Here is a 6975-nt window from a genome sequence, read left to right on the forward strand (position 1 = left end):
TAGCCGTTTGGCGGGTGCACGGGGATCCCACACCTGCGGCGCCATCTGCGAGGCCGGGAAAGGGGCGCGGGTCGGGGACCGGATTCCACCACCCGTTCTCCTCCTCGTACGTCCAGGAGGGTCCACGTGTGACGAGCTCGCCGACAGCATCGATCAGGCGGTCGACATCGGTGCCCGAACTGCCGAGGCCCAGGCTGGCGCGTACGGCACCGCTTGGGTGCCCGAGGCGGGCCAACAGTGGATGCGCGCAGAACTTCCCGTCGCGAACACCGATTCCGTGCTCGGCGGAGAGGTACGCCGCGACCTCGCCCGGGTCGTAGCCGTCGACCGTGAATGTGACAATGCCCACACTTTCCGGGGCGTCGCTCCACACCGTCAGCAGTTCGACTCCGCCGATGGCGCTCAGTCCGTCGCGCAACAGGTCGGACAACAGCTGCTCGTGTTCCACCGAGCCTGCAGCCTCGTGCCGCGCCAGCGCCTCGCATGCGGCCGCCAGTGCCACTACACCCAGAACATTCGGCGTGCCGGCCTCGTGCCGCGCGGGAACGGGCGCCCACTCGGTTCGGTCGAGGCCGACAGAGCGCACAGCGCCTCCGCCTGCCAGATAGGGCTCGGCAGTGTCCAGCCAGTCACGCGCGCCGACGAGAACGCCGGCCCCGTGTGGTGCGTACAGCTTGTGGCCGGAGAACGCGAGATAGTCGACGCCGAGGTCACCGATGTCGATGCGCCGATGGGGAACGAGCTGGGCGCCGTCGACGAGGATGCGTGCACCGTGCCGGTGCGCGAGCGCGGCGAGTTCTGCTATCGGGAGCACTTCACCCGTCACGTTCGATGCGCCGGTGATCGCGAGCAGCGCAGCAGGTTTCGTGGACATTTCGACGTCCAGCCGGACAAGAGTCTCGGCAATGGACTCGGCTGCGACGACGACGCGGCGATCGTTCCACGGCAACAGGTTCGCGTGATGCTCTATGTCGAGCACGACGGTGTCCCCTGGAACGCATCCGGCCAGGAGATTGAGCGAATCGGTGGTGTTCCTGGTGAAGATCACCACTGAATCACTTTGTGCACCAACGAAGTCCGATACCGTGACCCGCGCCTTCTCGTAGGCTGCGGTGCACACCCGCGACGCATATCCAGCGCCACGGTGCACACTCGAGTAGAACGGCAGGAGCTCGGCGATGCGTTCGGTCACCGCGGCGAGCGCGGGCGCACTGGCCGCATAGTCGAAATTGGCGTACGTGCAGGAACTTCCGCCGACGAGTGGCACCGACAGATCAGCTCCGCTGACGGAAGCGAACGAAGCACACGAGTGGTCGAGAACAGCAGTCATGACAAATAACCCTTGTCGATCAAGGGACCTGCGGAATCACATGGACATGTCCAATCACACGTGAATACCGTCGAGTCCGCGCTTGCTGCATCGGTTTTCCGATGCCAGCCTGGTCGTCACCCGGAGCACCCCACCGCGGAGGAGGGTTGCCGACCAGCAAGCCGGGGCTTGATGCTGGTACTCATGACCTGAACAAGAGGATGACAAATACGACGCGGGATTGTCAACCCAGCAGGTAGGAAATCCGCAACTGGACTAAACTGCCCCAGTGCTGAACCCGTTCGTAGCCCACGTCCGTTCACCTTCTGGCCAACCGAATATGAGATAACCACCGTCACGCGTACTGACGTCCACTTGCATTTCGGTGCTACACGAGAAGAAGGACACCCGGTTGTCTGTGCAATCACAATCGGATTCGACAGGCACGCAGCGCTCCGCTGCGGTCCCCGTCGAATTCTTGCGATCCGAGCGCGCTCCCAAGGAGCGGACGCTCATCGATGTCCTGCGCTCGACCACCTCTCGGTTCCCCGATGCTCCGGCGATCGACGACGGCACGGTCTCGGTCACCTACCGTGAGCTACTGGAGGACATCGACGAGGGTGCACAGTGGCTGGCCCGAGCCGGGGTGCGCCGCGGCGACCGCGTCGGAATCAGGATGCCGTCGGGATCCTTCTCGCTCTACGTAGCCATTCTGTCGATCCTCAACGCCGGTGCCGCCTACGTACCCGTCGACGCGGACGACCCGGACGAGCGCGCCGAACTGGTCTTCGGCGAAGCCAAGGTCACCGCAGTCGTGACTGCCGGTGGTATCGCCGCAGGCACGGCCGAGAAACAAGACACCCCTGCCCCCGAAACCCTCACCACGCCGAGTCCCGACGACGACGCCTGGGTCATCTTCACGTCCGGCTCGACCGGCACCCCGAAGGGCGTCGCTGTCAGCCACCGCAACGCAGCGGCGTTCGTCGACGCCGAGGCCGTGATGTTCATGCAGGACGATCCGCTCGGACCTGGCGACCGCGTGCTGGCGGGCCTGTCGGTGGCATTCGATGCCTCGTGTGAGGAGATGTGGCTTGCGTGGCGCAACGGCGCGTGCCTCGTCCCGGCCCCTCGCTCCCTCGTTCGAAGCGGTTTCGACCTCGGGCCATGGCTGGTCTCGCGGGACATCACAGTCGTCTCTACGGTTCCCACCCTCGCTGCGCTGTGGCCTGCCGTCGCCCTCGAAGCCGTACGTCTGCTGATCTTCGGCGGCGAAGCCTGCCCACCCGAGTTGGCGGAGCGACTGGCCGTCGACGGCCGCGAAGTGTGGAACACCTACGGGCCGACGGAAGCAACCGTCGTCGCCTGCGCGTCGATCATGGACGGCAAAGGTCCGGTTCGGATCGGCCTTCCACTCGACGGCTGGGATCTCGCCGTCGTCGACGCGTCGGGAAACCCCGTCTCGATCGGCGAGGTCGGCGAACTGGTCATCGGTGGCGTCGGGCTCGCGCGCTACCTGGATCCCGCCAAGGACGCCGAGAAGTACGCTCCGATGCCGACGCTGGGCTGGGACCGCGCCTACCGAAGCGGCGACCTCGTCCGGCTCGAGCTCGAAGGACTGCTCTTCCAGGGCCGCGCCGACGACCAGATCAAACTGGGCGGCCGACGCATCGAGCTCGGCGAGATCGACAACGCGCTGCAAGCGCTGCCCGGAGTCGGCGGAGCCGCAGCAGCCGTCCGGAAGACAGGCGCGGGCAACTCCGTCCTTGTCGGCTACCTCGCCAGCACCGACCCCAATTTCGACCTCGACGCCGCGCGGAAAATTCTGGCAGAGCAGTTGCCGTCGGCTCTCGTCCCGCGGCTCGCACTCGTCGAGGAGATGCCGACTCGAACCTCCGGCAAAGTCGACCGCAATGCTCTGCCGTGGCCACTGCCCGGCATGGGCGAGACGTCGGATTTGAGCGGTACCGCAGGCTGGGTCGCCGAACTGTGGACCAACATTCTCGGTGCCCAGGTCTCCGACGAGAATGCCGACTTCTTCCAGAACGGCGGCGGTTCCCTGTCCGCGGCCCAGCTCGTGACAGCACTGCGCGAACGGTTCCCGGAGATCACCGTCGCGCAGCTCTACGACCACCCCCGGCTCGGATCGCTCGCCCGGTATCTCGACGAGCTGAAGCCGCCAGTGGAGGTCATACCCCGCGACGTCGAGCCGACGTCGCGCACAGCTCAGTGGACACAGATCGCCGCAACCGTTCCACTGACCACGTTGACGGGGCTGCAGTGGATCACGTGGGTGGGGATCATGTTCAACGTCCTGTCGTGGTTCGCGGACGTGCCCTGGGCGCCGACGCTGTCCTGGTGGTGGATTCTCGTCGCGTTCCTGTTGTTCATCACACCGGTCGGCCGGATGGCGATCTCCGTCGTCGGCTCCCGTCTGCTGCTGGCCGGCCTGAAGCCAGGCGCCTATCGACGAGGCGGAAGCGCCCACATCCGCCTGTGGACGGCGACGCGTCTCACCGACGCGAGCGGGGCGTCGAACCTGTCCGGAGCACCGTGGATGGTCTACTACGCCCGCGCACTCGGCGCGAAGATCGGCAAAGGCGTCGACCTGCACACCATGCCCCCGGTCACCGGCATGCTCGAACTCGGCGACGGCTGTTCCGTCGAACCCGAGGTCGATCTCAGCGGTCACTGGATCGACGGCGACATCGTCTACATCGGTGCCATCAAGATCGGCGCCGGCGCAACCGTCGGCGCGAGATCGACGCTGCTTCCCGGCACATCCGTCGGCAAGAACGCGGTCGTGAGCGCGGGCTCAGCCGTCGTCGGACGCGTGAAAGCCGGTCAACTGTGGGCGGGATCGCCCGCCACCAAGGTCGGCAAAGCCGAGCACCCGTGGCCCGACCACGCTCCCCCGCGTGCCACCCAGTGGGTGTTCGTATACGGCATCGCATCGTTGTTCCTCTCGGGCATGGCGATCTTCTCCCTCGGGGTGTCGCTGGTGCTGATGGGCTGGTGGCTGCACACGGCGACGACGTTGCTCGGCGCCATCGGCCGCGCCGCGATCATGTTGCCCGTCGCAACGCTCGTCTCGCTCGGAACGTTCGCGCTGATCACACTGGTCGCGGTGCGTCTGCTGAGCATCGGCCTCACCGCGGGCTATCACCCGGTGCGTAGCCGAATCGGGTGGCAGGTGTGGGCCACCGAGCGTTTGATGGACTCCGCTCGCACGTTCCTGTTCCCGCTCTACGCCTCGCTGTTGACTCCGCATTGGCTGCGGGCGCTCGGTGCGAAGATCGGCAAGGACGTCGAAGCGTCGACAGTTCTGATGATCCCCAAGTTCACCACCGTCGCCGACGGCGCGTTCCTCGCCGACGACACCATGGTCGCGAGCTACGAACTCGGCGGCGGATGGATGCACCTCGGCGACGCCAAGGTGGGCAAGCGGGCGTTTCTCGGCAACTCCGGCATGACCGGACCCGGTCGAACCGTCCCCAAGAACGGTCTCGTCGCGGTGCTGTCGGCGACGCCGGACAAAGCGAAATCGGGGTCCTCGTGGCTCGGTAGCCCACCGGTGAGGTTGCGACGGTCCGCGGGGCGCGCCGACTCCTCGCGCACCTTCGATCCATCCATGAAGCTCAAACTGGCCCGGTCGTTCGTCGAGACCTGCCGTCTGATTCCGGTGATGGTCACGTTCGGCATCGGGCTCGGAGTGCTGTTCGGATTGACCGCGATGGCCGAGGAGTTCGGGTATTGGCTCGCCGCACTGCTCAGTGGAGTCGTGTTGCTCGTGGCGGGTGCAGTCGCTGCAGCGGTCTCGGCCGCGGCGAAATGGGCGTGGGTCGGCCGGATCGACAAGGTCGAGCACCCACTGTGGAGCTCGTTCGTGTGGCGCAACGAGGTCGCCGACACGTTCGTCGAGACCGTCGCGGCGCCGTGGTTCGCCCGTGCCGCCGAGGGAACGGCTGTACTGAACATGTGGTTGCGCTGGCTCGGAGCCGACATCGGCCGCGGCGTGTGGTGCGAAACGTACTGGCTCCCCGAGGCGGATCTCGTGACGCTCGAAGACGGTGCAACAGTGAACAGAGGGTGCGTTGTGCAGACGCACCTGTTCCATGATCGGATCATGTCCATGGACAGCGTCACACTCGGCCGAGGAGCAACTCTCGGGCAGCACTGCGTCGCGCTTCCGGCCGCCGGCATCGGCGACGGCGCGACCGTCGGGCCTGCGTCTCTCGTGATGCGCGGCGACACCGTGCCCGCCCACACTCGTTGGCAGGGCAACCCGATCGCGCCGTGGGCGAAGGGCGATCCCTACGCACGAATCGTGGCCTCGCAGGACAGCCTATGAAGTTCGGTGGCTCGAAACTTGTGACTCCGGTGTTCGATGTCGACCGTTCGGACGCGCCGATCGACGAGTACCTACCGCAGAACGGCAATCGCGGGTACCGCGTGTCCCGGTACGAACTCGATCTCGAATACAAGGTCGAGAGCAACCGGCTCGCAGGCAAAGCGAAGATCACCGCGGTCACCACCGCCACCATCTCGAAGTTCTCGTTCGATCTCGGGCCTGCGCTCCATGTGTCGAAGGTGTCGGTCAACGGATCTCGCTCGGTCAAGTTCAGCCAGCAGCGAGGCAAACTCAAGATCACTCCGGCGAAGCCCATCGCATCCGGTGCTGCGCTCGTCGTCACGATCCAGTACGGCGGAACCCCCAAACCCATCCACGGCTTCTGGGGCGAGGTCGGGTGGGACGAACTGACCGAAGGATCGATCGTCGCGAGTCAGCCGAACGGCGCGGCGTCGTGGTTTCCGTGCGACGACCACCCGGTCTCGAAGGCCAGCTACGGCATCACCATCACCACCGATTCGCCCTACTACGCCGTCGCGAACGGCACGTTGGTGCGCAAGCAGACCCGCGCCAGCCGCACGACCTGGGTGTACGAGCAGCCCGAGCCGATGGCCACGTACCTCGCGACCATCCAGATCGGACCGTACAGTCAGCACACCACCTCTGCGGGGCCGGTGGTGATGAAAGCGGTTCTTCCGCATCGGCTTCGGCAGAATTTCGATCACGACTTCGGCCGCCAGACCGAGATGATGAGCACGTTCACGCGCCTCTTCGGTCCGTACCCGTTCGCGGCATACACCGTCGTGATCACCGATGACGATCTCGAAATCCCCATCGAGGCACAGGGTTTGTCGATCTTCGGCGCCAACCACTGTTCCGGGACGCGGTACTTCGAACGGCTCGTGGCGCATGAGCTGGCACACCAGTGGTTCGGTAACAGTCTGACGCTCGGCAGATGGAGGGACATCTGGCTGCACGAGGGCTTCGCCTGCTATTCCGAATGGATCTGGGCCGAGAACTCCGGCGGCAGCTCGGCGCGGGACAAGGCGCGAAGGGTACACACGATGCAGCGAGGCCTCCCCCGGGACCTGATCCTCTCGGATCCCGGCCCTGCCAAGCTGTTCGACGATCGCGTCTACAAACGCGGAGCACTGACGCTGCACGCACTTCGCACCACGATCGGCGACGAGAAATTCTTCGCGCTGATCCAGGAGTGGACGTCGACGTACCGCTACTCCACCGTCAGCACCGCGGACTTCACGGATCTGGCATCACGGTACGGGTGCCCGCGCACTCTGTGGGACGCGTGGCTGAACTC

General features: G+C 65.7%; 3 protein-coding genes and 1 riboswitch. Of the genes, 2 read left to right on the top strand and 1 reads right to left on the bottom strand.

The window, feature by feature from the left end:
• A partial coding sequence (locus A2J03_RS24965; protein WP_068379486.1) for an aminotransferase class V-fold PLP-dependent enzyme occupies positions 1 to 1330 on the bottom strand: 1330 nt, incomplete at its 3' end.
• A gap of 73 nt (positions 1331 to 1403) precedes the next feature.
• A riboswitch (SAM riboswitch) is annotated at positions 1404 to 1519 on the bottom strand.
• A gap of 202 nt (positions 1520 to 1721) precedes the next feature.
• Here A2J03_RS24965 and A2J03_RS24970 point away from each other — a divergent pair.
• Together A2J03_RS24970 and A2J03_RS24975 are read left to right on the top strand one after the other, a co-directional pair.
• Positions 1722 to 5657, top strand: coding sequence for a Pls/PosA family non-ribosomal peptide synthetase (locus A2J03_RS24970; RefSeq protein ID WP_068379492.1), 3936 nt, complete (start codon positions 1722 to 1724; stop codon positions 5655 to 5657).
• Positions 5654 to 6975, top strand: a 1322-nt coding sequence (locus A2J03_RS24975) for a M1 family metallopeptidase (RefSeq protein WP_068379489.1), incomplete at its 3' end; no start/stop codon positions are given. The genes A2J03_RS24970 and A2J03_RS24975, both read left to right, overlap by 4 nt.

The organism is Rhodococcus sp. EPR-157, from assembly GCF_001647195.1.
Lineage (GTDB): Bacteria > Actinomycetota > Actinomycetes > Mycobacteriales > Mycobacteriaceae > Rhodococcoides.